We start from the raw sequence: 24,966 nt of genomic DNA, 5'->3' as shown, positions 1-24,966 counted from the left end.
GGACATCATCATGATCCGGAACTTGCTCGCCGTCTTGGTCACCGCGGCCGCCTTCCAGGGTGCGGCCTTTGCGCAGGAGACCATCAAGCTGGGTGTGGTCAACATCGACACCGGACCGTTCGCGGTCAGCGGCGCGTTCGTGAACGACGGCGCGGCCTTCGCGGTGGAGCGCCTCAACGCCCAGGGTGGCGCGCTCGGCCGCAAGTACGAACTCATCACGCAGAACCACGCAGGCACGCCGGCGACGGCAATTGCGGCCGCCAATCGCCTGGTGGAGCAGCAGGGCGTTTCGTTCTTCACCGGGCTGAATCCATCGGGCACGTCGCTCGCCATCGCGTCCAAGATGTCGGGCCTGAATGCGCTGTTCATCGACGCCACGGCCGCATCGGACGACCTCACAGGCAAGAACTGCGGGCAGAACTACTTCCGCATCGGCATCACCGATGGCATGCAGGTCAACAGCCTGCGCGAGCAGAGCAAGGCGAGCGGCGTCAAGACCTGGGACCTGCTGATGGCCGACATCGCGGTTGGGCACGACACCGCGAAGCGCTTCACGGCCGCGATGCAGGAAAGCGGCGGCAAGGTCAACAAGACGCTGTTCGCGCCGATCACCGCATCCGATCTCGGGAGCTACATCGCGCAACTTCTGGACAAGCCGGCCGAGGGGCTCCTGATGTACTACCCGTCGTCGGGCGGCATCGCGCTGATCAAGCAGCAGCAGCCATTCAAGCTGTTCGAGAAGTACAAGACCGTGGTCTCGGCCTCGATGGTGAACGAGATCCTGATCGGCGCGCACGGCGACGCGAGCGTCGGCCTGTGGTCCGCGCAGAGCTATTTCTGGACCATGCCCGGCGAGCGCAACGCGGCCTTCGTGAAGGCCTTCGAGGAGCGCTACAAGCGCAAGCCGACCTACATCGACGTGGATGCCTACCTGTCGTTCGAGCTCGTGCACCAGGCGATCCTGAAGGCGAAGTCGGCCGAGGTGCCGGCGGTGCGATCGGCGCTGGAGGGCCTCAAGGCGAACACCGTGGTCGGAGAAGTCGAGATGCGTGCGGCCGACCACCAGCTGCTGCGTCCGCTGGTCGTGGTTCAGGCGGTCAAGGCCGGCGACGGCAAGGGCGAGATCGTGATGCGCTCGATCGAGCCGACGGCACAGATCGCACCGCCGGTCAGCCCCGAATGCAAACTCAAGACATAGCCGCTCCGGACGGCCAGGAAGGAACATGCGCCTTTCCGAGTTCCTGGAACAGGACTTCGGCACGCTCCCGGCACTGATCCGGGCGCATGCCGAACATCGGCCCCGCGATCCCGCGCTGGTGCTCGACGACCGCGTGGTGGACTACGGCACGCTCGACGCGATGATGGACCAGGTCGCCGCGGCCCTGCAGCGTGATGGCGTGCAGCCGCGCGAGGTCGTCGCGATCTGCGCCTCCACATCCATTGAATACGCCACAGTCTTTCTCGGCAGCCTGCGAGTTGGCCTGGCCGTCGCGCCGCTGGCGCCCGACACCACGCCGGCCGGCCTGGCCGCGATGGTGGCTGATGCGGGCGCGTGCCTCTTCTTTCATGACGCGGCGGTAGCGAAGTCGCTCGAAGGCGTGCGGGGCATCGCCGCACGCCGGATCACCCTCGACGATTCGCCGGCCGGCGAGGCCCTGTCGGCCTGGCTGGCGCCGTCCGGCGCGGTGCCGCAGGCCGTGGATGTGCAGCCGGACTGGACCTTCAACATCATCTATTCGTCGGGCACCACGGGCACGCCCAAGGGCATCGCAGTGCCCTACTCGTACCGATGGGCGCACGTCAGGCTTTTCACGAGCCTGGGCTACGGCACGGATGCCTCGGTCCTCGTGTCGATCCCGCTGTACTCGAACATGACGCTGTCGAGCTTCCTGCCGGCCTTGTCGCTCGGCGCGAAGGTCGTGCTCATGAAGAAGTTCGACGCGGGCGCGTACCTGGCGCTGGCCGAGCGCCATCGGGTCACGCACAGCATGATGGTCCCGGTCCAGTTCCAGCGGATCATGGCCCATCCCCAGTTCGACCGGTTCGACCTGTCGTCGTTCCGGATGAAGTCCTGCGGGAGCGCGCCGTTCCCGCCGGGTCTCAAGGCCGACGTGCTGGCGCGATGGCCCGGCGGACTGACCGAGTACTACGGCATGACCGAGGGCGGCGGGGTGTGCTCGCTCGCGGCGCACGAGCGCCCCGACAAGCTGCACACCGTCGGCAAGCCCGCGCCAGGCCACGACATGCGCGTGATCGACGAGGACGCGCGCGAACTGCCGCGAGGCTCGATCGGCGAGATCGTGGGACGCTCGGGCACGATGATGGCCGGCTATCACAACCTGCCGGCCAAGACGGCCGAGGTCGAATGGTTCGATGCCGAAGGCCGGCGCTTCATCCGCAGTGGCGACGTCGGCCGCTTCGACGAAGACGGCTTCCTCGTCCTCCTCGACCGCAGGAAGGACATGATCATCTCGGGCGGATTCAACGTCTATCCAAGCGACGTCGAAGCGGTGATCCGCACGCATCCGGATATTGCGGACGTCGCCGTGTTCGGCGTGCCTTCCGAACGATGGGGCGAGACGCCCGTCGCCTGCGTCGTATTGCGCGAAGGCGTCACCGCATCACCGGAGCGGTTCCAGGCCTGGACCAACGAACGCCTGGGCAAGCCGCAGCGGCTGTCCGCGGTGCAGGTCGTCGACAGCTTGCCGCGCAGCGACATCGGCAAGGTGCTCAAGCGCCAATTGCGCGAGCGCTTCGGCGCGGACGCTCCGAACCCGTAACCGACAAGGACGAAGACAGCCATGGGACCACTCAAGGGAATCAAGGTCGTGGAAATGGCGGGCCTGGCCCCCGGGCCATTCGCGGCGATGATGCTGGCCGACATGGGCGCCGAGGTGTTGCGCATCGAGCGGCCCGGCCAGGCGCATCCGCCGGGCCATCCGCGCATTGAACTGCTCAACCGCAGCCGCTCGGCGATCGCCCTCGATCTCAAGACGCCGGCTGGCCTCGAAACGCTGCGGCGCCTGCTTGCCGATGCCGATGCGTTCATCGAGGGATTCCGGCCGGGCACGATGGAGCGTCTCGGGCTGGGCCCGGAGCCCGCTCTCGCGCTGAATCCGAAGCTCGTGTACGGCCGCATGACCGGCTGGGGCCAGGATGGCCCGCTCGCCAAGGCCGCCGGCCATGACATCAACTATGTCGCACTCACAGGCGCCCTGCATTCGATCGGCCGAAAGGACGGGCCGCCCGTCGTGCCGCTGAACCTCGTCGGCGACTTCGGCGGCGGCGGCATGTACCTGGCCTTCGGCATCGTCTGTGCGTTGCTGGAGGCACGGCAGTCCGGAAAGGGCCAGGTCGTCGACGCCGCGATGGTCGACGGCGCGGCGTCGCTGATGACCTACATCTACGCCATGCTTGCCGACGGCAAATGGAGCAACCGGCGCGGCGAGAACTCGCTGGACGGGGAGACCGCGCCGTGGTACGGCGTCTATGAGACGGCCGACGGCGCCTACATCAGCATCGCGTCGGCGGAACCGCAGTTCTACGCAGAGCTGCTGCGCCTCACCGGCCTGGCGGGGCAGGCGCTGCCGGATCAACTCGACCGGAACAGTTGGCCCGCATTTCGCGAGCGGCTCGCGACGGTGTTCCGCGCAAAGACACGCGCGGAGTGGTGCGCGATCATGGAAGGGAGCGACGTGTGTTTCGCGCCCGTCCTGACGCTGGCCGAAGCGGTCGCGCATCCGCACAATCGCGCGCGCGGAACCTTCGTCGAGATCGAGGGTGTGATGCAGCCAGCGCCCGCGCCCCGTTTCAGCCGCACCGTGCCCGATGCGCCGACGCTTCCGAGTGCCGCCAGCAAGGATCCCGGCGCGGTCCTGTCGTCCTGGGGCTTTGCCACCGGCGAGGTGGCGACGTTGGAGGCCCAGGGCGCCTTCGGGGCGCGCTAGGGCTTGCGCTCGCTCAGGGTGTGGATTCGTTGAGCGTGCGCACACGCACGTCCTCTAGCGAAGTGCCTACCGCGCGTGTCATCGAACAATGGTCGATCGAGAGGAGCTCCGTGGACGGCATGCGCAGCGCGTGCGCCACCAGCGTCTTGATCGGCATGCCATGCGAGAACACCGCGATCGTGGTGCCGCGCGGATCCGCAAGCAACTGCGCGAAGGCAGCGAGCGCGGTCTGTCTGAACTCGTCGGGGTCGACGCCCAGGAAGCGCGGCGGCGAGGCGAGGAACTCGGCCCAGCGATGCGGTTCCTCGCGTCGGATGGTTTCCGGCGATCGGTAGCGCGTCGTATGCAAGTCGCATTCGGCCAGCCCCTGCACCACCTCGATCTCGATGCCCAGGAGCCGCGACAGCGGGGCCGCGGTATCGAGCGCGCGCTGCTGCGGACTGCACACGATGCGGTCGACGGGTTCGAGACAGAGGCGCCTGACGGCTGTCGCGCGCGCCTGCGCGTGCCCGACCGCGTGCAGCGGCGGATCGCCGGGATTCAAGGCGTAGCCTTCGTCGGGACGGCCGTGGCGGATGAGCAGAAGTTGCTTGGTCGACATATTGCGCATAATAACCGTATGCACGTGTACGACATAACCGGATCGCCATCATGAGCCCGCGCGACGAACTCCCTCCGCCCACACTCCAATGGACAGCGCCCGACGGCGTGCAGCTGGCCGGCGACGCCTGGGGCGATCCCGCGGGTCCGCTCGTGGTCCTGCTGCACGGCGGTGGCCAGACCCGTCATGCGTGGAAGAACGCCGGCAAGTCGCTCGGCCGCCGGGGCTATCACGCGGTGGCCTTCGATGCCCGTGGTCACGGCGATTCGCAATGGTCGGCGGAAGGCGACTACTCGCAGGATGCGATGGTCTCCGACCTGCGCGTCGTGATCGACGCCCTTGGCGGTGGACATGCCGCGTTGGTAGGGGCATCGATGGGCGGTGGCACCAGCCTTGTCGCGGCCGGCGAAAGGCAGGTCGATGCGAGCGCATTGATCCTGGTCGACATGGCGCCTCGCCTCGAGGTGGAAGGCGTCGACAGGATCCGCGCCTTCATGACGCAGAAGCCCGAGGGCTTCGAGTCACTGGAGGAGGTTGCAGAGGCAATTTCGCGCTACCAGCCGCAGCGATCACGCCCCACGAGCCTCCATGGCCTTCGCAAGAACGTCAGGCTGACGTCCGAAGGCCGCTACCGCTGGCACTGGGATCCGAAGTTCATGTCCGGCAAGGCCGACCTGCAGCGGATGGAACAGCGGATGTCCGCCGCGGCGCGCAGCCTGTCGCTGCCGGCGCTGCTCATCCGAGGGGGCCTCTCCGACGTGCTGAGCGAGCAGGGTGCCGAGGACTTCCTGCGCCTGTACCCGTCCTGCGAGTACATCAACATCGACGGCGCGGCGCACATGATCGCCGGGGACCGCAACGATGCCTTCGCCCACAGCCTGATCGCGTTCCTCGAGAGGAACGTCCCGATCAGGCCGCCGCGCCCATCGTGATGACGATCTTCCCGAACTGTTCGCCGTGCGCGAGGCGATCGAATGCGGCGGGCAGCTCATCGAGTGTGTAGCGCCGGTCGATCACGGGCTTGATGCTGCCGGCCGCGAAGAGCGCGAGCAACTGGCGGCATTCCTCGATGCTGCCGCCGGTCGAGCCGTACACCTCGAGCTGTCGGATGAAGAGCCGCTGAAGGTCCGCCGAAGGGTTGGAGCCGGTCGTCGCGCCGCAAGTGACGAGACGGCCACCGCGTCGCAGCGATCTCAGGGAATCGTCCCAGCTCGCCTCGCCGACGCTGTCGATCACCATGTCGACACCTTCGCCACCGGTGAGCTCCAGGATGCGCCTGGCGACCTTCTCGCGCCGGTAGTTCGCTCCTGCCGCGGCGCCGAGCGCCAGGGCACGCTCGATCTTCTCATCGCTCGATGAAGTCACCAGCACCCGCGCGCCCGCCTGCAAGGCCAACTGCAAACATGCCACGGCGACACCCCCACCCACGCCGACGATCAGGACGGTCTCCCCAGGCCGGAGCGCGCGCTTGCCGAACAGCATGCGCCACGCAGTCAGGTAGGCGGCCAGGAGGGCGCCGGCCTCGACGAGGTCGACATGATCCGGCAGCGGCAGCACGCAGCGCGCCGGCATCGCGACGTACTCGGCAAAGCCGCCGTCCCGGTGCTCGCCCATGATGTTCGCGCGCAGGCACAAGGGCTGATCGCCGGCCAGGCAGTAGCGACAGGTTCCGCAGTAGGCGTTGGAAAACACGACGGCTTTCTGCCCCGCCTTCAGCCCGCTGTCGGCATCGGCCTCGACCACCACGCCGGCCGCCTCGACGCCCAGCGTCTGCGGCAGCTCATGGGTGATGCCGATGCCGTTGTCGCGCATGTAGAGGTCCACGCGATTCAGGCCCGCGGCGTGCACGCGCAGCAGGACCTCTCCTGCGCGACGAACCGGCATGGGCGCTTCGCGCACGAAGAGACCGTCACGGCCCCGCTGTTGCAGTACGGCGGCTTTCATCGATGCATCCTTTCAGAATTACCGTTAGTATGTGGATAGTGCGATAGCGTACGACATATGGAAAACACTGACCGGAGGGGTCGCCGGTCGCTCGATCTACAAGGAGACTTGCGATGCCGGGATCATCGGAAACGAACCTCGTTGTGCCGCGCCGCCTCGCCGGCACGGTCTGTATCGTCACCGGCGCGGCGCGCGGCATCGGGCTCGCGATCGCCGAGCGCTTCGGTTCCGAGGGCGGCCGGATCGCCTGCCTCGATGTCGGCGCCGGTCGCCTCGACGGCGCGGTTTCAGGCCTCGTGGCGCGCGGCATCGATGCGAGAGGGTACGTGGCCGACGTCGGCCGTCGTGAAGCCGTCGCTTCCGCGTTCGAAGCGATCGAGCGGGACTTCGGTGCACCGGTCGGCGTGCTCGTCAACAACGCCGTGTGGGCCCGCTTCCAGCCGCTCGAGGAGGTCGACGAGGACAGTGCCGCGCACACCTTCGACGTCGGTCTCAAGGCGCTGATCTGGACGATGCAGGCCGCCGTTCCGCAGATGAAGCGCCGCGGCTCGGGCGCGATCGTCAATCTCAGTTCCTCGTCCGCGGTGCAATCGCTGCCCCATTCCATTGCCTACGCGGCGATGAAGGCCGGCGTGCTCGGCCTGACCCGTGCGGCTGCCGTGGAGTTGAGTCCGCACCACATCCGCGTGAATGCGATCCTTCCCGGGATGGTCGCCACGCCGGCTTCGATCGGCAAGTTCGACGACGCCACGGTGAACGCGCGGCTCGCCGCGATGCCGCTCGGTCGTTTTGGCGAGCCCGAGGAGATCGCGTCCGTCGCGGCCTTCCTTGCGAGCGACGACGCGCGCTACGTCCAGGGCGCGCAACTGGCAGTCGACGGCGGCTGGACGATCGCGACGCGCTGATTTCCACCAAACCCGATTTCCAAGGAGACACAGCATGAACAGACTCACCGACAAGCGCTGCGTGGTCACCGGCGCGGGCAGCGGCATCGGGCGCGCGAGCGCGATCCGCCTGGCGCAGGAGGGAGCCTCGGTGCTGGCCGTAGGCCGCAGTGCCGACAACATCGAGGAGACTGCCGAGATCATCCGATCGGCCGGCGGCCGTGCCTTCGCGATGGTGGCCGACGCAACCCAGGAGGCCGATGTCGAGGCCGTCGTCGCGCGCTGCATCAGCGAGTTCGGTGGGCTCGACGTGTTCTTCGCGAACGCGGGAACACCGGGAACCAACACGCCCCTGCTGGAGCAGAGCGTCGAAGAGTGGAACGATGTGTGGCGGGTCAACACCATCAGCGCCTTCCTCGCGGTGAAGCATGCGGGCCGCTTCATGACGCAGAAGGGCAGCGGTTCGATCATCCTCACCTCGTCGGCGGCCTCGCTGCGTGCCAACGCAGGCTCGATCCAGTACAGCGCAAGCAAGGCCGCCGTGAACAGCCTGGCGCAATGCGCGGCCAATGCCTTCAGCGGCACGGGCGTGCGAGTCAACGCGATCCTTCCCGGCCTGGTGGAGACCAAGATGACGCGCAAGGTGTTCGAGCAGGCGCGCGAGCGCGGCGTCGAGACACGCATCGGCCACATGACGCCGATGAAGCGCGCCGGTCATCCTGAAGAGATCGCGGCGATGGCCGCCTTCCTCGCCAGCGACGACAGTTCATTCGTGACCGGACAGTGCTACGCGGTAGATGGCGGCGTGAGCAGTACTCATCCGCATGGACGCATCGCGCTCTGACGCGAAGACTGTGACCAGGATTCACAGATGATGTGCCGCGCGCGGCCTTGTTGCGGCGGTGACCCGACGCGATGCTGACCCTTTGCACAAGCAGCGACGCCGCACGGAACGGCGCGCGTCCCATGAGCAGGAGACAGACCGCATGAACCGCTCGCCCGAAGCCTTCGACTACATCGTGATCGGTGCAGGATCGTCAGGCTGCGTCATCGCGAACCGCCTGTCGGCGGACCCGGCCGTCCGCGTCGCGTTGATCGAGGCCGGGCCTTCGGACCGCCGCTTTCCTGTCAACCTCAAGACCGCGCTGCCCGTGGGCAACATCTTCCTGCTGCCGCATGCACGCTACAACTGGCAGCACAGCTTCGCCGGCGGCGAAGCCGTCAATAACCGCACCATCGGTTGCCCGCGCGGCAAGTTGTTTGGCGGCTGCAGTTCGGTGAATGGCTCGGTGTACATCCGCGGCCACCGCGATGACTACGACGAGTGGGAAGCCCTCGGCAATCCGGGGTGGGGCTACGATGACGTGCTGCCGGTGTTCCGCCAGCACGAGAAGCGCCACGCGGGCGGCTCGGCGTACCACGGCACGGGCGGCGAACTGGACGTGAGCCTGCCGAAGTCGCCCAACGTGCTCTCCCGCGCTTTCGTCGATGCGGCCGTCGAAGCCGGGCATCGCCGCAGCGACGATTTCAACGGGCCCGCGCAGGATGGGTACGGCATCTACGAACTCAACCAGCGCGACGGCGTTCGGCTGAGCAATTCGCGCGCGTTCCTCCATCCGGTGCTGGAGCGGCCGAACCTCACGGTGTTCGCAGACACGCTGGTGGAGAAGATCGAAGTGGAAGCCGGCCGTGCGGTGGGTGCGCGCATCGTGCAGGAGGGCCAGCGACGGCTGTTGAGTGCGTCCAACGAGATCGTGCTGTGCGGTGGCGCCGTGAACTCGCCGCAACTGCTGATGCTCTCGGGCATCGGCCCCGAAGCGCACCTGCGGCGCACGGGCATCCCCGTGAAGCTCGACTTGCCCGGCGTGGGGCACAACCTGCAGGACCATCCGACCGTCTATGTCTCGCACCGCAATCCGAGCGGCGAGTCCTACGCGCTGTCGCCGCAATCATGGGCGCGCATGGCGCTCAGCCCGTTGCGCTACCTGTTCAATCGCACGGGCATGCTGTCGTCGAACGCGGCCGAGGCCGGCGGCTTCATTCGCACGCTGCCCGGGCTCGATCGCCCCGATGTGCAGATGACCTTTCTGGTCGGCCTGAAGGGCAACGCGCGCGTCATTCCACGGGAGCACGGGTTCATGGTCCTCGTGCAGTTGCTGCGACCGGTCTCGCGGGGGCATCTGGAACTGGCCTCGGCCGATCCGGCAGCCAAGCCGGTGATGCACCCGAATTTCCTCGAAGACCCGGCAGACATGGCGACGCTGGTGCGCGGCGTGCGCGAGGCGCGCCGCATCTTCGGCGCGCTGGCCCTCGCGCCGTTCTCGGGCGGCGAGATCGAGCCCGGTCCCGGCGTTCAGGGCGATGCCGACCTCGAAGCCGCGCTGCGAGCGCAGGTCAACACCGCCTATCACCCCGTAGGCACTTGCAAGATGGGGCGGGCGAGCGATCCGATGGCCGTCGTGGATGCCCAATTGCGAGTCCACGGCGTCCAGGGCCTGCGCGTCGCAGACGCTTCGATCATGCCCAACATCGTGGGCGGCAATACCAGCGCGCCCGCAACCATGATCGGCGAGCGAGCGGCTTCCTTCCTGCGCGGCGAAGGGCTCGCCGCACTTCGCGAGGCACCCGCCAACGCCGGCCGATTCGATGTGCGGCAAGTCACTCCGGCCGAGGTGGACTGACACGCCTGGCGAACCATTCAACCCTTACGACGAGGCACACGACCATGCAGCAGCCAAGCCCCCTCCCCATGCCGGCCTTCCTCGACGGCAAGGTCAAGCGGATGTTCATCGACGGTAAGCATGCCGCAGCGATCTCGGGACGCACCTTCAAGACGCTCAACCCCAGCACGGGGGAGGTGTTGGCCGAAGTGGCCGAGGCCGACGAGCAGGACATCGCGCTCGCGGTCGCCGCCGCGCGACGCGCCTTCTCCGGCCCGTGGAGCAAGTTCAAGCCCTTCGACCGTCAGCAGGTGATGCTTCGGCTCGCCGACCTCGTCGACCAGCACTACGACGAGCTGGCGATGCTCGACACGCTCGACATGGGCGGCCCCATTTCGCGCACCACGCTGGGCCGGCGCCGCGCGGTCGGCCTGCTGCGCTACTACGCGGGACTGGCAACCTCGACGCACGGCGAGACGATCGAGAACTCCGCGCCGGGCGAGGTCTTCAGCTATACGCTCAAGGAGCCCGTGGGCGTCGTCGCCGCGATCAATCCGTGGAACGGGCCGATCGGCCTGGCGATCTGGAAACTTTGCCCGGTGCTGGCCTCGGGATGCACCATCGTGCTCAAGCCGGCCGAGCAGGCACCGCTGTCGCCCCTGCGCCTGGCGGAGTTGTGCGCCGAGGCGGGCCTGCCGCCGGGCGTGGTCAACGTCGTCACGGGGATGGGCGCGGCCGGCGCCGCGCTCGCTGCCCACCCTGGCGTGGACAAGATCGCATTCACGGGATCGACCGAAGTGGGCCAGAAGATCATTCGCGCCTCGGCCGGCAACATCAAGCGCGTCTCGCTGGAACTCGGCGGCAAGTCGCCCAACATCGTGTTCGCCGACGCGGATCTCGATGCGGCCGTGCCCGGCGCGGCGATGGCTGTGTTCGGCAACTCGGGCCAGATCTGCAGCGCCGGCACGCGGCTGTTCGTCGAGCGCAAGGTCCATGACGAGTTCGTGCACAAGGTGGCCGAGTTCGCGCGCACCCTGCGCGTGGGCAATCCGCTCGATGCCGACACGCAACTCGGCCCGCTCGTGTCGAAGGAGCAGCTCGACCGCGTCTGCGGCTATCTCGCCGCCGGAAAGGAGGAGGGCGCCCAGGCGCTCGCCGGCGGCAAGCGCATCGAACGTGACGGCCTGTCCAACGGCTACTTCGTGGAGCCCACCGTGTTCGCCGGGGTCAGGGACGAGATGAAGATCGCGCGCGAGGAGATCTTCGGACCCGTGATTTCCGCGCTCCCCTTCGACGACATCGACGACATGCTCCGGCGCGCCAACGACACCGACTACGGGCTCGCAAGCGGCGTCTGGACGCGCGACGTGAGCAAGGTCCACCGCATCGCGAAGGGCCTGCGGGCCGGCTCGGTCTGGGTCAATTGCTACCAGGTGATGGACCCCGCCGTGCCCTTCGGCGGCTACAAGATGAGCGGCTACGGCCGCGAATCCGGCGCGCAGCACATGGAGGAGTACCTCCAGACAAAGGCGGTGTGGATCAAGACGGATTGACGGGGGATACTGCCGGGCATGAACGATCGCATCCGGGAGCTGGACGTCTTCCTTCGGGTCACCGAGGAGACCAGCTTCTCCGCCGCGGCGCGCAGCCTCGACTGCAATCCGTCGACCGTCAGCAAGTTGATCCAGCGCATGGAGGACCGGCTCGGCGTGCGGCTGTTCCACCGGACGTCGCGCGTGCTCAAGCTCACCCGTGAGGGCGAGCGCTTTATCGAAGGCGCGCACCGCGTGATCGACGCGCTGGAGGAGGCGGAGAGCGGTCTCGGGCAGTCGCAGCTGGAGGCCTCGGGCGTGCTGCGCATCAACTGCCCGTTGCTGCTGGCGCAGTTCCAGATCTCACCGTTGATGCCGGAGTTTCTTGAGCGCCATCCGAAGATGCGTGTCGAGTTCATGTTGACGGCGGCGCCGATCGACATGTTCGAGAACCAGATCGACGTCTCGTTCCAGAGCGGCAGCATTCCCGACTCTTCGCTCGTGGCGCGGCGCATCGCCACCACGCGCTGGAGCGTGTGCGCAGCGCCGAAGTACCTGGCCCGGGCCGGCATTCCGCTGACCCTCGAGGACTTGTCGCAACACAATTGCCTGAACTTCCTGCCGGGGTCTTTTCGCAGCGGCTGGCCGCTGCGCAGCGGTGACGATCACATCACGCTCGACGTCAAGGGCAACATCGGCAGCAACTCGGCAGAGCTCCTGCGCACCTTCGCGGTCAACGGGCTCGGCATCGTGCGACTCTCCGACGTCCACATCGGGCCGGACGTCCAGTCCGGGCGCCTCGTGCGCGTGCTCGAGGGGCTGCAGGTGGATGCGGAGGAGCCGCTTTACGTGGTCTACGCGAGCAAGCGCAACCAGAGCCAGCGCGTACGCGCCTTCCTCGACTTCGTCAACGAGAAGTTTTGCGCCGGCCGGGTCGAGGCCTGAGGGATCGGCGCGCGGGCCTGACGGACGGCGACCCAATCGAAGCGATGGACGCCTGAGGCCGAACTTCCTAGGATGGCCGAGCAAACGGCACCGAGCCGTCCAAGGAGCGCAGATGCATCGACTCAGGACTTTGGCAGTGATCGGATCGATTTTCATCGGGCAGGCCGTCATGGCGCAGGTCTCTCAACCTTCCGCGTCGGCGCCGGCTATCCCGGACGACGCGTCGACCCTGTCGTGCGCCGACTTCAACGCCGCAGCCTCACAGGTACTGCCGGGCGCGAACGCGAGCGAGGTGCAGCGCCGCCGCGCCGTCGAGGCCCAGGACTACCTCGGCAACGGCATGGTCTGGCTGCACGGCTATCTCACAGGGCGCAACGGACCGTCGACCGGCCGGCTCACGCGTGACTGGATCAGCACCACCATCGCCAGGCTCGGCAAGGCATGCGCTACCGCGGCTAATCCGGCTTCGACCCGCCTCGTCGACCTGGTGCAGAAGCCATGAGCGCGACGAACGCTCTGCGCGCCCGGGGAGCAGTGGCCCTGGCACTTGCGCTGATGCTGGTTGCGGGCACGGCCGACGCGCAGCGCCACCATTCGCGCCATCGTCCGCCGCCGCATCATTGGGACAGCGGGTGGAACAACAACCACTGGAACAACGACTGGCACAACCGCCGCGATGCGCAGCGCGCGGGCGTGGTGACTGGCGTGGTTGCCGGCGGTGTCGCAGGCGCGTCAGAGCGCAACCGGGCCGACCAGCGCCATGCCGACTGCCTCTGGATCACCGGCGACGCATGGGAGTGCGACCGCCGCCGCTGGGACGACGAGATGCGCGCCCGCGAGCGAGCGCGCCGCACCGGCGTGGTCGCCGGAGTGGCGGCCTATGCGATCGTGCGCAACTGAGAAGCCCGGCTGACGGTGACGGTGACGGTGACAGCAGGGCGCGCCCGCGCACCCGGGGGCCCGATTCATCAACCTGACACCGGAACCGTGGGGCGGCATGAAGATCTACGAACAGATCCGCAAGCTGTCGCCCGACTTCTTCCTGCACGCTGCGCGAGATCAAGCGGGCACGCGAGCTTTCGCGGCACCGGTTGACAGCGCTTCAAGGCGAGACTAGAGTGATAGCGTTAACACTTCGGCTGGACGCTAATGGAGACAATGAGATTGGTCAGCTGGTGCCGCGCGCAACAGCGCTCCGCCCTCGTGCTTGTCGCGATGGTGCTTGGCTTCGGCGGGGTCCTGCCGGCGCAGGCGCAGGATTGGCCTTCGCGACCCATTCGCTGGATTGTTCCCTACACCGCTGGCGGCCTCTCCGACACGATTGCGCGACTGGTGGCGCAAAAGCTGTCCGATCGGCTCGGACAGCCCGTGGTGGTCGAAAACAGGACGGGCGCGGGCGGAAACATCGGCACGGAGCTTGGCGCCAAGGCCGCACCGGACGGCTACACGATCGTGCTCGGCAATCCGGGGCCGGTGACGGTGAGCCAGAGCCTTTATCGCAATCTTGCCTACGACCCTGAACGAGACCTGGCACCCGTCAGCCTCTTGCTGGCGTATCCCAATGTCCTGATCGTCAGCGCCTCCTTTCCCGCGAAGACCCTGACAGAGTTCATCGACTACGCGCGCGCCCAGAAGGATCCCGTGCCCTACGCCACAGCAGGTGTCGGCACCTCATTGCATCTGGCGGGTGAGTTGTTCGCGCACACGACCGGAGCGAAGCTGATCCATGTGCCGTACAAGGGCGGGGCCAACTCGCGCACAGACGTCATCGGCGGCGTGGTCCCGGTCACTTTCGAGGTCATCTCGGGTTCGCTCGCGCAGTTCACCAGCGGAAAGCTCCGGCCGCTCGCCGTGACTTCGGCGAAGCGATCGCCGTTGCTGCCGGACGTCCCGACGGTCGCCGAGGCCGGCTACAAGGACTTCGTGGTGGAGGGCTGGATCGGCGTCCTGGCGCCCCGCGGCACGCCGACCCCTATCGTGAACCGGCTCGTCTCGGAGATCTCGGCCATCATGAAGATGCCGGACATCGCGCAGCGGGTGAACAAGTGGGGCGCGTATGTCCCGCCGCTTGGGCCTGAGTACTTCGGCCAGTTCATCCAGTCTGAATCAACGAGGTGGCGCGGGGTTATCCGCGCCGCCAGCATCAAGGTGGATTAGCGAGGCAAAGGACCCCATGTTCAAGCAACAGTTCAATCCGAGGCGAAGCCTGCCGGCCATTCTCTCGGCGTTCGCCCTGAGTTCGTCTGCGCCTGCGCTCGCACAGTATTCGGGCGACACGATCAAGATCGGCTTTCTGACCGACATCTCCGGGGTCTACTCGGACAATGACGGACAGGGTGGGGTCGAGGCGATCAAGATGGCCGTGCAGGACTTCGGCGCGGTCAACGGCAAGAAGGTCGAATTCCTCTACGCCGACCATCTGAACAAGGTGGACGTTGCGTCGTCGAAAGCGCGCGAATGGTTCGACCGCGACGGCATCGACATGCTCGTGATCGGCGCCAATTCCGGCGCCGCACTTGCACTCGCCAAGCTCGCTGCCGACAAGAAGAAGCCCATGTTCGCGATCACGGCAGCCACTGCGCGGCTCACCAACGAAGAGTGCACCCCGTACACCGTGCACTACGCTTACGACACGGTCTCGGTCGCACGCGGAACCGGCGGTGCCATCGTCGACGCGGGTGGCAAGGACTGGTTCTTCCTGACCGCCGACTATGCCTTCGGCACCTCGCTCGAAAAGGAAACCGCGGACGTGGTGAAGGCCAAGGGCGGACGCGTCCTCGGCAGCGTCAAGCATCCCGTCGGCGCGACGCCCAACTTCTCGGCCCTCCTGCTGCAGGCGCAAGCCTCGAAGGCGAAGATCCTCGGCCTCGCGACGAGCGGGGACGACTTGATCAACGCGATCAAGGTGGCCAACGAGTTCGGCATCAACAAGACCATGAGCCTCGCGGCGATCCTGACCCACATCACCGAGATCCACGCGCTGGGGCTGCCGCTGACGCAGGGGATGTTCCTGACCGATGGCTGGTACTGGGACCAGGACGAGGCCTCGCGTGCCTGGGCCAAGCGCTACTTCGACCGGATGAAGAAGATGCCCAGCTCGATGCAGGCGGGCGACTATTCGGCCGTCACCACCTATCTGAAGGCGGTCAAGGCCGCCGGCACCGACGACGGCGACAAGGTCATGGCAACGCTCAAGTCGACGCCGATCAGCGACATGTTCACCAAGCACGGCGAGATCCGCACCGATGGGCGCATGGTCTACGACATGTACCTGCGCCAGGTGAAGACGCCGGCGGAATCGAAGTACCCGTGGGACTACTACAAGACGGTTCGCAAAATCCCCGGCGACGAGGCCTACACGACCAAGGCCGAATCGAAATGCGCGCTGTGGAAATAGGCGCTGTCCCCCGCACGTGATTCACCCGCAGCGTCGTCGCATTGACGCGCGGCGCGCATGGTATGGAAATCTTCGGCATTCCCTTTCAAGTCCTGCTGGCCCAGTTGTTCCTCGGGCTCGTCAGCGGCAGCTTCTACGCACTCCTCTCGCTGGGCCTGGCGATCATCTTCGGCCTGCTCAACGTCATCAACCTGTCGCACGGCGCGCTCTACATGCTGGGTGCCTTCCTCGCGTGGATGGGGCTCAGCTATGCCGGCATGAACTACTGGGCGATGCTGATCCTTGCGCCGCTGGTGGTCGGTGCTTTCGGCATCGTCATCGAGATGATCCTGCTGCGCCGGCTCGCACGGCTGGACCACCTCTACGGCATGCTGCTGATGATCGGCCTGGCGCAGGCGCTCGAGGGGTTGTTCCACTCCCTGTATGGGGTCTCCGGTCGGTCGTACGCCGTACCGGCATTGCTCAGCGGCGCGACCGACATCGGATTCATGGTGCTGCCCAACTACCGTGCGTGGGTGGTGATCACGTCGCTGGTCGTTTGCTTCGCGACCTGGTTCGCTATCGAGAAGACCCGACTCGGCGCCGTCCTGCGCGCCGGCACCGAGAACCCCAAGCTGGTGGAGGCCTTCGGCGTCAACGTGCCGCTGATGGTCACGTTGACCTATGGCCTGGGTGCGGCGCTTGCGGGCTTGGCCGGCGTGCTCGCCGCGCCCATGGTGCAAGTCTCGCCGCTGATGGGCAGTAATCTGATCGTGGTGGTCTTCGCCGTGGTCGTGATCGGCGGGCTGAGCTCGATCCTTGGCGCCATCCTCACGGGCCTGACCCTGGGCGTGGTCGAAGGCATCGCCAGCATGCTCTATCCGCAACTGTCCGCGACCGTCGTCTTCATCGTGATGGCGATCGTGCTGCTGCTGCGCCCCAGCGGGCTCTTTGGCAGAGAGAAATAGGCAACACATGAACCTGAGAACGCTCGGCTACGTCATCGCGCTGCTCGTCTTGCTGGCGGCGCCCGCGGTGGTGTACCCGGTGCTCGTGATGAAGGTGCTCTGCTATGCGCTCTTTGCGTGCGCCTTCAATCTCCTGATCGGCTTCGCTGGCCTGGTGTCCTTCGGGCACGCGACCTACTTCGGTGGCGCGGCCTATCTGTGCGGCTATGCGCTCGCATCCCTCGGATGGCCGACCGAGCTCGGCATCCTCGCGGGCACCGCCGGCTCGGCATTGGTGGGCTTCGTGGTCGGCGGACTGGCGATTCGCCGACAGGGCGTCTACTTTTCGATGATCACGCTCGCGATGGCGCAGATGCTCTACTTCCTCTACCTGCAGGCGCCTTTCACCGGCGGCGAGGACGGACTGCAGGGCATTCCCCGCGGAAGGCTCCTCGGTTTCATCAACCTCGGCGACGACCTGACGATGTACTACTTCGTCCTGGCCGTCGTGGTGGGCGGCTTCGGCCTCACGGTGCGCATCGTGCACTCGCCCTTCGGCCAGATTCTGCGGGCGATCAAGGAAAACGAGCCGCGGGCGCTTTCGCTTGGCTACGACGTTTCGAAGTACAAGCTGCTCGCGTTCGTGCTGTCCGCGGCACTCGCCGGCCTCGCCGGCGCGACCAAGAGCGTGGTGCTCGGCTCGGCGACGCTGACGGATGTGCACTGGTCGATGTCGGGACTCGTGATCCTCATGACGCTGATCGGCGGCATGGGCACTTTCATCGGCCCGATCTTCGGCGCCGCGGTCATCGTGGCGCTGGAGGACAAGCTCGGCGACATCGGCAACTTTCTCGCCGCGGCGACCGGCATCGACTGGTTTCGCGCGATCGGCGTGTCCGTGCCCCTGGTGACCGGCCTCATCTTCATGGCGTGCGTCATGACCTTCCGCCGGGGCCTGGTGGGCGAGTTGGCGCATGTGCTTCGGCCGGCTGCGCGCACTTCGAAGGCGCCCCCGCATGACTGACGCGATTCCTGCGGGTCGACGCCTTTGCGCAGGCTTGACAGGACATCGATCGCCGCCTAGAGTTGATTCGAGTTAGCGCTATCACGAATTCAAGACCACAGGCTTCGACCGGAGACGAGACGACATGAGTGATTGGCATCGGGCCGGCGTGCTCGAAGACATCTGGGACGGCGTGCCGCTCGCCGTCGAGCTGGCGGGGAGGTCCATCGCGCTCTACCGGTTCGGCGACGAGATCTGCGCCGTGGGAAACATCTGCCCGCACCAGTCCGACGTGAAGCTGTCCGACGGCTACCTGGACGGCGACACGATCGAGTGCCCAATGCACCAGTCCTGCTTCAACGTCAGGACGGGGAAGGTGCTGAGTCCACCCGCAAGGGAAGACTTGCCGGTCTTCGCCATCCGCATCGAGGACGGCCAGGTGATGGTCGAGATCGGCGACTGAAACCGCCGGCCGTACATCGCAGCGTCCGGATCTGAAACGACAGGAGACACCATGCCGAGACTCGCTTCGCTTGTCGCCGCCGCGCTTGCGGCCGCTTCCTTTCTCATGCCCGTGGTTGCAAGTGCGCAGACTCCGGCACAATTTCCGACCAAGCCCATCCGGCTGATCGTGCCATTTCCGCCGGGCGGCAGCGTCGATCCGTTGGCGCGGGTGCTCAGCGAGAAGCTGAGCGAGTCGCTAGGACAGCAGATCGTCGTCGACAACCGCCCGGGCGGCAACGCCGTGATCGGCACCGAACTCACGGCCAAGTCGCCCGCCGATGGCTACACACTGCTGCTGGCGTCGACCTCGCACGTCACCAACCCACTGCTGGTGCCGACCAACTACGATCCGCTGAAAGACTTCGTGCCGGTCGCGATGCTCAGCGAGAGCCCGGTGATCCTCTGCGTCAATCCCTCCGTGCCCGCCAAGAGCCTGAAAGAACTGATCGCACTGGCCAAGGCGAAACCGGGCGAGCTGAACTTCTCGTCGGCAGGCAGCGGCAACCCCAATCACCTCGCGGGCGAGTTGCTCAACATCATGGCCGACGTGAAGACCACCCATGTGCCCTACAAGGGCGGCGCGCCGGCCGTGACGGACCTCATCGCGGGACAGGTGCAGTTCACCTACGGCAGTCCGATCATCGTGCTGCCGCACATCCGCAGCGGAAAGCTCAGGGCGCTGGCGGTCTCGGGCACGGCACGGCTGCCTTCGCTGCCCGACGTGCCGACCTTCGCCGAAGCGGGGCTACCCGACTACAACATCCGTATCTGGTATGGCGTGCTGGCGCCTGCCGGTACGCCGAAGCCAGTGGTGGCCCGGCTCTCGTCGGAAATCGACCGCATCATGGGGTTGCCGGAAGTCAAGGAGAAGCTCGACGTCGGCGGCATGGGCCGCTTCAGCCTCCCGACCGACCAGTTCCAGGCGCTGATGAAGAGCGACTCGGACATGTACCGGTCCATCATCAAGACCGCCAACGTCAAGCTGGACTGAGAAGGACGCAAGAAGGCCTGCGCCGCCGCTCACCTCATGCCGGCGTATCGAGGCGCGCGATCCAGCCTTCGTGTTCCCGGCTGCCGGCAGCGAAACGACGCAGCACTTCGGGGTCATGGCCCGGGATCACCCATTGCGGCGCATCGGCCAGCGCATAGAGGCGCGCATAGGCTTCGAGCATGTCGCCGACGTTGTCGACTGCGGGAAAGGGTCGCTTCTGCTCCATGTTGGCGTAGAAGTGCGAAGCATCCGAAGCCAGCACCATCCAGCCCTGCCGGGTGTGCACCCGCACCACCTGCATGCCTTGCGTGTGGCCACCGACGCGGTGCACGCTGAGGCCGGGCGCAACGTGCGAGTCGCCGTCATGGAAGCGCACACGCCCTTCGAAGACCCGGTGCACCATCGACGCGACGTCGTCGGGCTCGAAGTGATGGGCGATCGGCCGATGGCACATGCAACGGCCCGTGCAATAGGACATCTCGCGGTCCTGCAGGTGGTAGCGGGCGCGCGGAAAGAGCTCGCGGTTGCCCGCATGGTCATAGTGCATGTGCGTCAGGATCACATCCTCTACCGACGCGGGCTCGATGCCGATGGCCTTCAGCCCGTCCTCGATCGGGCGCGTGATCCTGCGGCCCCGTTTCGTGCCCACCTGGCTGTCGAAGCCCGTATCCACCAGGAATGTGCGGGATGACCCGACCACGGCCCAGATGAAATAATCCAGCGGCATCGGCACGTCGTGGACGTCTCCCCCCAGGAAATTGGCACCGGAGCGGCGCTCGTTGTGGGCGTACTTGATCGCATACACGCGATAGTCTTCCGTGGGGGCGGGCATGCGCAGCTTCTCCTTCGATCCTGAATGCGGAATGGGCTCGAAAGATGATACCGCTATCACGCATATCCGTCACGTATCATTTCGCGATGCGACACCAACCAAGCTGCGACATGGCACAAGAAACCGACCGGCACGGCCGCCAGGCCCGCGGAGGCATCGACCGTGACTGAGACCAAGATCCGTACCGGCGGGCCGGGTGTCCGCATGCGGGACGTCGCCAAGGCCGCAGGGGTCTCGCTCATGACGGTGTCGAGGGCGCTGCGGCAACCGCAGAAGCTCTCGGAAGAGACGCGCAAGGTCGTTCTGGATGCCGTGCAGAAGATCGGCTATGTGCCCAACAGCATTGCCGCCAACCTGGCCTCCAACCGGTCGAGCGTGGTGGGGCAGATCATCCCGAGCATCCAGAATTCGCTCTACGCCGAGACGGCCAAGGGCACCGCCGACGTGCTTCGCACCGGCGGCCTGCACCTGATCCTCGCGGACAGCGGATATTCGCTGCAGGAGGAGGAGGCACTCATCGGGGCCATGCTGGCGCAGCGGGTGTGCGGACTCATCCTGCACAACACGGACCACACCCCCCGTGCGCTACAGATGATGGCCAGCGCCGGCGTCCCGGTGATCGAGACCGGCGACATCCCACGCTCGCCGATCGACATGGTCGTGAGCTACTCCAATGCCGAGGCCGCCAAGGCCATGACCCTGCATCTGGCGGCGCGCGGCTACAAGCGCATCGGCTTCGTCAGTCTTGACACCAAGATCAATCGCCGCGCGCGGGAGCGCCAGCGCGGCTACCTGGCGGCGCTCAAGAGCCTGGGCCGCGCCAAGGACCCGATCCTGATCAGCGAGGTCGGCCCTGGCCTGACGTCTGGCGCCCACGCGATGGTCGACATGATGAATCGCGCGCCGGACGTGGATGTCATCTTCTTCGCTGGTGACGTCCTGGCCATCGGTGCGCTCTTCGAGACGCAGCGTCGCGGCTGGAAGGTACCAGGCCGGATTGCCCTCGCGAGCTTCGACGACCTGGATATCCTGCAGCACACGGTGCCTCGACTGACCTGCCTGCGCCTGCCGCGGCTGGAAATCGGGCGCCGCAGCGCCGACGCGCTCCTTCAGCGCATGCGGGGCTCGGAAGATACCGTTCGCATCGACCTGGGCTTCGAAGTCATCCAACGCGAAAGCACCTGACGCCGCCGCCGCGGACAAGCTGTTTTGAAAAGCTTGCGCGGCGGCTTTTTTGGGCGCATGATGTTAACGCTATCACCTATTCCAGGCCGATCCGGCCAGAACCTGAGCAACGGGAAGCATCGACCATGAAGGGAAAAATCGCGCTTGTCACAGGCTCCGCGGCGGGCCTTGGCTATGCGATCGCCGAGGGACTGGCGGGCGCCGGCTGCAAGATAGTGCTGCATGGCATCGAGCCGCCGGAGAGCGTGCAACCGCAGCAGGCGAAGCTGGAGCGCGAGCACGGCGTCAGTGTCGCGTATGTTCGTGCGGACTTGGCGGATGCGGGAGCCACCGAGCGGCTGGTTCGCGACATTCAGGAGCGCCACGGCGGCATCGACATCCTCGTGAACAATGCCGTGACCCGGCACTTCGCCGGCATCTCCGCCTTTCCGGTCGAATGCTGGGATCGTGCGCTGGCGGTCAACCTCAGTGCCGCTTTCCACACCATTCGCCTGAGCCTGGCCGGCATGCGCGAGCGCGGCTGGGGTCGCATCTTCAACATGACGTCGGTCTACGGCGCGCGCGCGGTGGCCAACCGCATCGACTACGTGACCACCAAGACCGCGTTGATCGGGCTCACGCGAGCGGTCGCGCTCGAGACGATCAACCAGGGCATCACCTGCAACGCAATCTGTCCAGGTGCCGTGCTCACGCCCACCAGCGAGGGGCGCATCAGCGCGTTGATGGAGGAAACCGGCCTGGCACGTGAAGAGGCCACGCAGCGCTTCCTGGCCGGCAAGCAACCGATTCAGCGCTTCGTCGATCCGGCCCATATCGCCGACCTGCTGGTCTTCCTTTGTGGTGACGCGGGGAACGACATCACGGGCTCTGTGCTGCCGGTGGAGGGCGGATGGCTGGCGAGCTGAGCGAGGGTAGGGAAGCCATCTCGGCCAGCGGGCGGTTGGCGCAATATGTCGCCCGAACGCGATGGGAAGAGGTGCCCGCACAAGTGCAGCACGAGGCCAAGCGCGCGCTGCTGAACTTCTTCGCCACGGCGCTCGCCGGCTGCCGAGACCCGGCACTGAATGCCGCGGCCAGCGTGTTCTCCACGTTCAGTGCCGACAGGACGTGCACGGTCATCGGCCGCACCGGAAAGACGGATGCGCTGCACGCGGCCTCGCTCAATGCCATGAGCGGCAACGTCTTCGACTTCGATGACACGCACCTGCCGACGATCATCCATCCGACCGCGCCAGTGGCGCCGGCGCTTCTGGCGCTGGCGCAGATGCGTCCGATGACCGGACGCGACCTGCTGCTGGCCTTCGTGCTCGGCGTGGAGATCGAATGCCGGCTGGGCAACGCCATCTCGCCGGGCCACTACCAGCGGGGCTGGCACATCACTTCGACCTGTGGCGTGTTCGGTGCGGCGGCGGCGTGCGCGCGCGCGCTCGGACTGAGCGAGGCTCGCACCTTGTGGGCGCTGGGCAACGCGTCGGCGCAGTCGAGCGGGCTCGTCGAGAACCTGGGCAGCATGGCCAAGAGCATCGGCGTCGGCAATGCGGCCTCCAACGGGATCCTCTCGGCACTGCTGGCCGCCCAGGGTTTCGAGGGACCGGCGATGCCGCTCGAAGGGCCTCGCGGCTTCCTGCGCGTGACGGGCGAGAAGCCCGACATCGACGCGTTGACGCAAGGCCTCGGCCAGCGGTGGGAGTTGATGAACAACACCTACAAGCCCTATCCCTGCGGCGTGGTGCTCAATCCGGTGATCGAAGCCTGTCTCGCGCTGCGGCAGGAAGCGCCGCTGCCGCTGGTCGACATCGAGCGGGTCGAACTCATCGGCCATCCGCTGCTGCGCGAGCGCACCGATCGGCCGGCGCCGCGTTCGGGGCGCGAGGCGCAGGTCAGCGCGCAGCATGCCGTGGCGGTGGCGCTGGCACGCGGCAAGGCCGGGCTGGACGAATTCAGCGATGCCAGCGTCGCGCGACCCGAGTGGGCCGCGTTCGCCGGTCGGCTCGTGTTCGTCGACGACCCGCGCTACGGCATCGAGTCGGCCACCGTCGTGCTGCATGTCCGCGATGGGCGAAAGCTGTCGCACCACGTGGACGCGGCGCGTGGCAGTCTCGCCAGACCATTGAGCGACGATGACCTGGAGCGCAAGCTGGTCGAACTGGCCGCATGGGGCGGCAGTGGTTGCGACCCCGCACCGCTGGCCGATGCCATCTGGTCACTGGGCCAGCGCGGCGATGCGGCCACGCTGATGCCATTGGCCGCCGGTATCGTCTGATGAATCCATCCAACCATCCCGAGGAATTGCAATGAACAAGGAACTCTACGAACAAGGGCTGAAGGTGCGTCGCCAGGTGGTCGGCGACAGCTACGTCGACGCCTCGCTGAAGGCGGCCGACGACTTCAGCATGCCCATGCAGGAACTGGTGACGCAGTACTGCTGGGGCGACGTCTGGTCGCGCCCCGGCCTGGACCGCAAGTCGCGCAGTCTGCTCAACCTCGGCATGATCGCGGCGCTCAACAAGCCGGATGAACTCGCGATCCACGTGCGCGGCGCGATCAACAACGGCATGACCAAGGACGAGATCTGCGAGGCCTTCCTGCAGGTGGCGGTCTACTGCGGCATGCCGGCCGGCCTGTCGTCGTTCAAGATCGCGCGGCAGGTCTTCAAGGACATGGGCATCTGACGGCAGGAGGGGATCACCATGACTGAGAAAAGAACCATAGGTTTCATTGGTGTCGGCGTGATGGGCAACCCCATCGCGAAGCATCTCATCGCAAAGGGCCACACCGTACTGGCCTACGACAAGAGCGAGCAGGCCGTCGCTGCGCTCGTCGCCGCCGGCGCCAGGGGCGCGGCCAGCATCGCGGAGGTGGTGGACACCGCCCCGGTCGTATTCACCAGCCTGCCGAGCCCGGCGATCTTCACCGAGGTGGCATTGGGCACCGGCGGCGTGAAGGACGGCAAGGCCGTGAAGATCATGGTGGACCTGTCGACCGTTGGTTCGCGCGCCACGCGCCACGCCGCCGCCGGGCTGCTCCAGAAGGGCATCGACCTGGTCGACGCACCGGTCAGTGGTGGCGCCGCGGGCGCGCAGAAGGGCACGCTGGCGGTCATGGTGGCGGGCCGGCCCGAGGCCACGGCGCAGGTGCGCGAGCTGCTGGAGACCTTCGGCAAGCTGTTCATGGTCGGCCCGCAGCCCGGGCAGGCGCAGCTGCTGAAGCTGCTCAACAACATGCTGTCCTCGACCGCCTTCGCGATCACCTCGGAAGCCTTCGTCGCGGGCGTCAAGGGCGGTCTCGATCCCGAGGTGATGATGTCCGCGATCAACGCCGGCAGCGGACGCAGCGGCGCGTCGCAGGACAAGTTCATGAAGCAGGTGCTGCCGCGCAGCTTCGACTTCGGCTTTCCGATCAGCAGCGTCTGCAAGGACATCGGCCTGGCCGTCGAGGAATGCGAGGCGCTCGGCGTGCCGATGTGGGTGGGCAACACCGTGCGCCAGCTCTGGAACTTCGTGGGGCGGCAGGACGGCATGCAGCGCGACATGACCGAGCTTGTCACTTCGATCGAGCACTGGGCCGAGCCCGGCGCCGCACCACAGCCGAAGCCCTGACCAGGAGGGCCGCCGG

At 66.6% G+C, this 24,966-nt stretch carries 25 protein-coding genes; 22 read left to right on the top strand and 3 right to left on the bottom strand.

What is annotated here, in order from left to right:
• Positions 1-10: 10 nt before the first annotated feature.
• The 3 genes from AC1D3B_RS11295 to AC1D3B_RS11285 are packed head-to-tail and all read left to right on the top strand — an operon-like array spanning position 11 to position 3,947.
• Positions 11-1,198: an ABC transporter substrate-binding protein gene (locus AC1D3B_RS11295; RefSeq protein ID WP_478190755.1), complete on the top strand. Its 1,188-nt coding sequence runs from the start codon at positions 11-13 to the stop codon at positions 1,196-1,198.
• Positions 1,199-1,223: 25 nt separating this feature from the next.
• Entirely contained in the window at positions 1,224-2,780 is a 1,557-nt protein-coding gene (locus AC1D3B_RS11290; RefSeq protein ID WP_478190754.1) for a class I adenylate-forming enzyme family protein, read from the top strand.
• A 21-nt stretch (positions 2,781-2,801) separates the two neighbouring features.
• On the top strand, positions 2,802-3,947 hold the full coding sequence (locus AC1D3B_RS11285) for a CaiB/BaiF CoA transferase family protein (protein WP_478190753.1): 1,146 nt from the start codon (positions 2,802-2,804) through the stop codon (positions 3,945-3,947).
• A gap of 13 nt (positions 3,948-3,960) precedes the next feature.
• Here AC1D3B_RS11285 and AC1D3B_RS11280 read toward each other — a convergent pair whose 3' ends face one another.
• On the bottom strand, positions 3,961-4,548 hold the full coding sequence (locus AC1D3B_RS11280; RefSeq protein ID WP_478190752.1) for a histidine phosphatase family protein: 588 nt from the start codon (positions 4,546-4,548) through the stop codon (positions 3,961-3,963).
• Between the two features lie 50 nt (positions 4,549-4,598).
• Between AC1D3B_RS11280 and AC1D3B_RS11275 the strand changes: the two genes are divergently transcribed.
• On the top strand, positions 4,599-5,480 hold the full coding sequence (locus AC1D3B_RS11275; RefSeq protein WP_478190751.1) for an alpha/beta fold hydrolase: 882 nt from the start codon (positions 4,599-4,601) through the stop codon (positions 5,478-5,480).
• Here AC1D3B_RS11275 and AC1D3B_RS11270 read toward each other — a convergent pair.
• Positions 5,458-6,492 (bottom strand): zinc-binding dehydrogenase, encoded by a 1,035-nt coding sequence (locus tag AC1D3B_RS11270; RefSeq protein WP_478190750.1) that lies wholly within the window; start codon positions 6,490-6,492, stop codon positions 5,458-5,460. The two genes, AC1D3B_RS11275 and AC1D3B_RS11270, sit on opposite strands and share 23 nt — an antisense overlap.
• Before the next feature lie 113 nt (positions 6,493-6,605).
• Here AC1D3B_RS11270 and AC1D3B_RS11265 point away from each other — a divergent pair, with 113 nt between their 5' ends.
• From AC1D3B_RS11265 to AC1D3B_RS11205, 13 genes are all read left to right on the top strand, one after another.
• Positions 6,606-7,397, top strand: a complete 792-nt coding sequence (locus AC1D3B_RS11265; protein WP_478190749.1) for an SDR family NAD(P)-dependent oxidoreductase — start codon at positions 6,606-6,608, stop codon at positions 7,395-7,397.
• Positions 7,398-7,431: 34 nt separating this feature from the next.
• Positions 7,432-8,220, top strand: a complete 789-nt coding sequence (locus tag AC1D3B_RS11260) for an SDR family NAD(P)-dependent oxidoreductase (RefSeq protein ID WP_478190748.1) — start codon at positions 7,432-7,434, stop codon at positions 8,218-8,220.
• A gap of 142 nt (positions 8,221-8,362) precedes the next feature.
• Positions 8,363-10,057, top strand: a complete 1,695-nt coding sequence (locus tag AC1D3B_RS11255) for a GMC family oxidoreductase (RefSeq protein ID WP_478190747.1) — start codon at positions 8,363-8,365, stop codon at positions 10,055-10,057.
• A gap of 44 nt (positions 10,058-10,101) precedes the next feature.
• Positions 10,102-11,589 carry an aldehyde dehydrogenase family protein gene (locus tag AC1D3B_RS11250; protein WP_478190746.1) on the top strand — a complete coding sequence of 496 codons (1,488 nt, stop codon included), beginning with the start codon at positions 10,102-10,104 and terminating at the stop codon, positions 11,587-11,589.
• Between the two features lie 18 nt (positions 11,590-11,607).
• Positions 11,608-12,513: a LysR family transcriptional regulator gene (locus AC1D3B_RS11245; RefSeq protein ID WP_478190745.1), complete on the top strand. Its 906-nt coding sequence runs from the start codon at positions 11,608-11,610 to the stop codon at positions 12,511-12,513.
• Positions 12,514-12,649: 136 nt separating this feature from the next.
• On the top strand, positions 12,650-13,015 hold the full coding sequence (locus AC1D3B_RS11240; protein WP_478190744.1) for a hypothetical protein: 366 nt from the start codon (positions 12,650-12,652) through the stop codon (positions 13,013-13,015).
• A complete protein-coding gene (locus AC1D3B_RS11235; RefSeq protein ID WP_478190743.1) occupies positions 13,012-13,413 on the top strand; it encodes a hypothetical protein in 402 nt (133 codons plus the stop codon). Before AC1D3B_RS11240 ends, AC1D3B_RS11235 begins: the two co-directional genes overlap by 4 nt.
• A 258-nt stretch (positions 13,414-13,671) precedes the next feature.
• On the top strand, positions 13,672-14,670 hold the full coding sequence (locus AC1D3B_RS11230; RefSeq protein WP_478190742.1) for a Bug family tripartite tricarboxylate transporter substrate binding protein: 999 nt from the start codon (positions 13,672-13,674) through the stop codon (positions 14,668-14,670).
• Positions 14,671-14,686: 16 nt separating this feature from the next.
• Positions 14,687-15,910, top strand: a complete 1,224-nt coding sequence (locus AC1D3B_RS11225; RefSeq protein WP_478190741.1) for an ABC transporter substrate-binding protein — start codon at positions 14,687-14,689, stop codon at positions 15,908-15,910.
• 62 nt (positions 15,911-15,972) lie between these two features.
• Complete coding sequence (locus AC1D3B_RS11220) at positions 15,973-16,857, top strand: branched-chain amino acid ABC transporter permease (RefSeq protein WP_478190740.1); 885 nt, start codon at positions 15,973-15,975, stop codon at positions 16,855-16,857.
• A gap of 7 nt (positions 16,858-16,864) precedes the next feature.
• Positions 16,865-17,860: a branched-chain amino acid ABC transporter permease gene (locus AC1D3B_RS11215; RefSeq protein ID WP_478190739.1), complete on the top strand. Its 996-nt coding sequence runs from the start codon at positions 16,865-16,867 to the stop codon at positions 17,858-17,860.
• Between the two features lie 124 nt (positions 17,861-17,984).
• Positions 17,985-18,302: a non-heme iron oxygenase ferredoxin subunit gene (locus AC1D3B_RS11210; protein ID WP_478190738.1), complete on the top strand. Its 318-nt coding sequence runs from the start codon at positions 17,985-17,987 to the stop codon at positions 18,300-18,302.
• A gap of 51 nt (positions 18,303-18,353) precedes the next feature.
• Positions 18,354-19,334 (top strand): Bug family tripartite tricarboxylate transporter substrate binding protein, encoded by a 981-nt coding sequence (locus tag AC1D3B_RS11205; RefSeq protein WP_478190737.1) that lies wholly within the window; start codon positions 18,354-18,356, stop codon positions 19,332-19,334.
• Positions 19,335-19,368: 34 nt separating this feature from the next.
• On the opposite strand, the gene AC1D3B_RS11200 is transcribed toward AC1D3B_RS11205, so the two are convergent.
• A complete protein-coding gene (locus AC1D3B_RS11200; protein ID WP_478190736.1) occupies positions 19,369-20,166 on the bottom strand; it encodes an N-acyl homoserine lactonase family protein in 798 nt (265 codons plus the stop codon).
• 162 nt (positions 20,167-20,328) lie between these two features.
• Between AC1D3B_RS11200 and AC1D3B_RS11195 the strand changes: the two genes are divergently transcribed.
• From AC1D3B_RS11195 to AC1D3B_RS11175, 5 genes are all read left to right on the top strand, one after another.
• Positions 20,329-21,351 (top strand): LacI family DNA-binding transcriptional regulator, encoded by a 1,023-nt coding sequence (locus AC1D3B_RS11195; RefSeq protein WP_478190735.1) that lies wholly within the window; start codon positions 20,329-20,331, stop codon positions 21,349-21,351.
• Between the two features lie 125 nt (positions 21,352-21,476).
• Positions 21,477-22,256: an SDR family oxidoreductase gene (locus tag AC1D3B_RS11190; RefSeq protein WP_478190734.1), complete on the top strand. Its 780-nt coding sequence runs from the start codon at positions 21,477-21,479 to the stop codon at positions 22,254-22,256.
• Complete coding sequence (locus AC1D3B_RS11185; protein ID WP_478190733.1) at positions 22,241-23,614, top strand: MmgE/PrpD family protein; 1,374 nt, start codon at positions 22,241-22,243, stop codon at positions 23,612-23,614. The genes AC1D3B_RS11190 and AC1D3B_RS11185 overlap by 16 nt, the downstream gene beginning before the upstream one ends.
• Positions 23,615-23,645: 31 nt before the next feature.
• Complete coding sequence (gene pcaC, locus AC1D3B_RS11180) at positions 23,646-24,023, top strand: 4-carboxymuconolactone decarboxylase (protein ID WP_478190732.1); 378 nt, start codon at positions 23,646-23,648, stop codon at positions 24,021-24,023.
• 18 nt (positions 24,024-24,041) lie between these two features.
• Entirely contained in the window at positions 24,042-24,950 is a 909-nt protein-coding gene (locus AC1D3B_RS11175; protein WP_478190731.1) for an NAD(P)-dependent oxidoreductase, read from the top strand.
• Positions 24,951-24,966 lie beyond the last annotated feature (16 nt).

The organism is Variovorax sp. P5_A3, from assembly GCF_056400665.1.
This window is presented reverse-complemented; position numbering and strand designations above follow the sequence as displayed.

Excerpts from the sequence above, each read along its gene's own strand:
- AC1D3B_RS11295 (WP_478190755.1), top strand. The coding sequence starts at position 11 with ATGATCCGGAACTTGCTCGCCGTCTTGGTCACCGCGGCCGCCTTCCAG.
- AC1D3B_RS11290 (WP_478190754.1), top strand. The coding sequence starts at position 1,224 with ATGCGCCTTTCCGAGTTCCTGGAACAGGACTTCGGCACGCTCCCGGCA.
- AC1D3B_RS11285 (WP_478190753.1), top strand. The coding sequence starts at position 2,802 with ATGGGACCACTCAAGGGAATCAAGGTCGTGGAAATGGCGGGCCTGGCC.
- AC1D3B_RS11280 (WP_478190752.1), bottom strand. The coding sequence starts at position 4,548 with ATGTCGACCAAGCAACTTCTGCTCATCCGCCACGGCCGTCCCGACGAA.
- AC1D3B_RS11275 (WP_478190751.1), top strand. The coding sequence starts at position 4,599 with ATGAGCCCGCGCGACGAACTCCCTCCGCCCACACTCCAATGGACAGCG.
- AC1D3B_RS11270 (WP_478190750.1), bottom strand. The coding sequence starts at position 6,492 with ATGAAAGCCGCCGTACTGCAACAGCGGGGCCGTGACGGTCTCTTCGTG.
- AC1D3B_RS11265 (WP_478190749.1), top strand. The coding sequence starts at position 6,606 with ATGCCGGGATCATCGGAAACGAACCTCGTTGTGCCGCGCCGCCTCGCC.
- AC1D3B_RS11260 (WP_478190748.1), top strand. The coding sequence starts at position 7,432 with ATGAACAGACTCACCGACAAGCGCTGCGTGGTCACCGGCGCGGGCAGC.
- AC1D3B_RS11255 (WP_478190747.1), top strand. The coding sequence starts at position 8,363 with ATGAACCGCTCGCCCGAAGCCTTCGACTACATCGTGATCGGTGCAGGA.
- AC1D3B_RS11250 (WP_478190746.1), top strand. The coding sequence starts at position 10,102 with ATGCAGCAGCCAAGCCCCCTCCCCATGCCGGCCTTCCTCGACGGCAAG.
- AC1D3B_RS11245 (WP_478190745.1), top strand. The coding sequence starts at position 11,608 with ATGAACGATCGCATCCGGGAGCTGGACGTCTTCCTTCGGGTCACCGAG.
- AC1D3B_RS11235 (WP_478190743.1), top strand. The coding sequence starts at position 13,012 with ATGAGCGCGACGAACGCTCTGCGCGCCCGGGGAGCAGTGGCCCTGGCA.
- AC1D3B_RS11230 (WP_478190742.1), top strand. The coding sequence starts at position 13,672 with ATGAGATTGGTCAGCTGGTGCCGCGCGCAACAGCGCTCCGCCCTCGTG.
- AC1D3B_RS11225 (WP_478190741.1), top strand. The coding sequence starts at position 14,687 with ATGTTCAAGCAACAGTTCAATCCGAGGCGAAGCCTGCCGGCCATTCTC.
- AC1D3B_RS11220 (WP_478190740.1), top strand. The coding sequence starts at position 15,973 with ATGGAAATCTTCGGCATTCCCTTTCAAGTCCTGCTGGCCCAGTTGTTC.
- AC1D3B_RS11215 (WP_478190739.1), top strand. The coding sequence starts at position 16,865 with ATGAACCTGAGAACGCTCGGCTACGTCATCGCGCTGCTCGTCTTGCTG.
- AC1D3B_RS11210 (WP_478190738.1), top strand. The coding sequence starts at position 17,985 with ATGAGTGATTGGCATCGGGCCGGCGTGCTCGAAGACATCTGGGACGGC.
- AC1D3B_RS11205 (WP_478190737.1), top strand. The coding sequence starts at position 18,354 with ATGCCGAGACTCGCTTCGCTTGTCGCCGCCGCGCTTGCGGCCGCTTCC.
- AC1D3B_RS11200 (WP_478190736.1), bottom strand. The coding sequence starts at position 20,166 with ATGCCCGCCCCCACGGAAGACTATCGCGTGTATGCGATCAAGTACGCC.
- AC1D3B_RS11190 (WP_478190734.1), top strand. The coding sequence starts at position 21,477 with ATGAAGGGAAAAATCGCGCTTGTCACAGGCTCCGCGGCGGGCCTTGGC.
- AC1D3B_RS11185 (WP_478190733.1), top strand. The coding sequence starts at position 22,241 with ATGGCTGGCGAGCTGAGCGAGGGTAGGGAAGCCATCTCGGCCAGCGGG.
- pcaC (WP_478190732.1), top strand. The coding sequence starts at position 23,646 with ATGAACAAGGAACTCTACGAACAAGGGCTGAAGGTGCGTCGCCAGGTG.
- AC1D3B_RS11175 (WP_478190731.1), top strand. The coding sequence starts at position 24,042 with ATGACTGAGAAAAGAACCATAGGTTTCATTGGTGTCGGCGTGATGGGC.